Origin of the sequence: Bacillus sp. RB3, from assembly GCF_030164735.1 — a bacterium.
Classification (GTDB): domain Bacteria; phylum Bacillota; class Bacilli; order Bacillales; family Bacillaceae_G; genus Bacillus_A; species Bacillus_A cereus.
In genome coordinates, this window is the sequence record NZ_JASNGE010000084.1 from 1 (window position 1) to 2,364 (window position 2,364).

The window sequence follows — 2,364 nt, forward strand, 5'->3', positions numbered from 1 at the left end:
TATGGTGCGACAAGAAGTCGCATTCCCACAGGGTAGCTTCTGCTACTAGATTAGATGCAAAGTCTATCTCCATCCGAAACTGCGGACTTGGTAACCGGCTCGTGGGTTGCATGAGGAAATGTGGAAACAGAGAGTCTGTACATGACTCGGAATACCGCTAGGAGAAGACAGGTACGGTGAACGAGAGTGAAGGCTCGTAAGCTTCGTAATCGTTAGCTTGGGATAATGTACAGCTCTACCCAGGTCTTGATAAGAGGAAAGGCATTCTCATAATACTGCCGCGTTGCATCCCGCAACTTATCCGGAGTAAAGAGTCCACCTAACCCTGTCGTATCTGTGGAATGTGAAACTTGGTAAGCCCTATGTCATCTGCGCAAGCAGTAGGATGACTGTAAAGTCAAACGATGTGGCAGAGGGTAAAGGATATAAGAGAAAGCAAAAGCCGCTAGCCGAAAGGAAACAGGAAAGCATAGAAATATGTATAACTGAGCGGATATTGTCGTCCTTACGGACAAACCCATGACAAGCCTGAAAGGGAGCCCACTTCTTATAGGTCTTCAACATGGAAATACATTTGTAAGTTATCTTCTGACGAATAGGAGCGTGCAGTTATGAACACCTCAGAACGAGCGTCGGCGCACGTCTCGTATACAAACTGGAACACAGTGGACTGGAAAGCAGTTCAGATGTATGTGACGAAGTTACGACAAAGAATTTACCGTGCCGAACAGTTACAGCAACAAAGAAAGGTAAGAAAACTTCAACGCTTACTCATGAGAAGCGAAGCAAACTTACTGTTATCAATTAGACGAGTAACACAGCAGAATAAGGGAAAGCGAACAGCAGGTGTTGATGAACATACAGCCTTGAGTCGCAGAGAAAGAAATCTTCTCTATGAGCAACTCAAAAAGTTAAATACGCTACAACACCGACCAAAACCAGCAAAACGTATATACATTGTGAAGAAAAATGGAAAATTGCGACCGTTGGGCATCCCAACTATAAAGGATAGGGTATATCAAAATATAGTGCGAAATGCCCTTGAACCACAGTGGGAAGCCAGATTTGAAGCTATTTCTTACGGGTTTCGTCCTAAGCGAAGTACCCATGATGCCATACGAAGCATTTTCAATAGAATCAACGGGGGCACAAAGAAGAAATGGATATTTGAAGGAGATTTTCAGGGCTGTTTTGATCATCTCAACCATGAGTGGATACTCAAACAAACTTCTTACTTCCCAGGAAGAAAACTATTGAAGCGATGGCTCAAGATGGGATACATGGAGCAAAGCTTTTTCGCGGAAACGCAAGAAGGTACTCCGCAAGGAGGAATTATCTCGCCACTTCTCGCTAACATTGCCCTTCATGGAATGGAAGAAACCTTGGGAATTACTTACAAGAAAAACTATAAAGCTAATGATAGTTATATTATGAATCCTGCTTGCAAATTTACCCTTATCCGTTACGCAGATGATTTTGTGGTCTTAACGGAGACAAAAGAACAAGCACTCTCTGTATATATGAGACTTCGTCCCTACTTAAAGGACAGGGGATTGGAATTAAGCCCTGAAAAGACGAAGGTTACACATATTGAGGAAGGATTTGAGTTCCTAGGATTCTTGATTCGGCAGTACCAAACTGAACAGGGAAATAAACTGTTCATCAAACCAAGTAAGGGCAGTAGACAGAAAGCGAAGAAGAAAATTGGAGATACTTTACGTGTCATGAGGGGGCAACCCATCGGAGAAATCATCCGAGTGCTTAATCCTATTATCAGAGGATACGGGCAATACTGGAAACATGTCGTTTCTAAGAAAATCTTTGGTACAATGGATAGCTATATCTATTGGAGAATCGGCAAACATCTTCGACAGCTCCATCCAAAGAAGTCGTGGAAATGGATATATGCAAGATATTACAGGCATCCACATCATGGTGGAAATGCTTGGACACCAACCTGCCCGAAAACAAATATCCAACTCTTACATATGTCATGGATTAAGATTGAGAGACACAACATGGTGAAATTCAAAAATAGTCCTGATGACCCAACATTGAAAGAATACTGGGAAAAAAGAGACCGTAAGGTATTTGATACGGAAAACACGATGGATAGAATGAAGCTGGCTAGAAAACAAGGTTACCGCTGCGCTATCTGCAAAACTCCACTACAAAACGGGGAAAAGGTAGTCGTAAAAGACATGCCTGTTCCGCAACACCTCATATTGTCTAATTTAAACTTAAAATTAGTTCACTTACCTTGCCTATACTAAAGGGACTGAAATCGGATAAAAAGAAGGCTTGAGCCGTATGATGGGAAACTGTCACGTACGGTTCTGAGGGGAGTTGGGGGCAGCGATGCCC

Annotated in this window: 1 protein-coding gene; it reads left to right on the forward strand. The window is 42.7% G+C overall.

All coding sequences use genetic code 11. The features are described from left to right. Window positions 1–611: 611 nt before the first annotated feature. Window positions 612–2,273 (forward strand): group II intron reverse transcriptase/maturase, encoded by a 1,662-nt coding sequence (ltrA, locus tag QO049_RS30390; protein ID WP_086396097.1) that lies wholly within the window; start codon window positions 612–614, stop codon window positions 2,271–2,273. The last annotated feature ends 91 nt before the right edge of the window (window positions 2,274–2,364 follow it).

Excerpts from the sequence above, each read along its gene's own strand:
- ltrA (WP_086396097.1), top strand. The coding sequence starts at position 612 with ATGAACACCTCAGAACGAGCGTCGGCGCACGTCTCGTATACAAACTGG.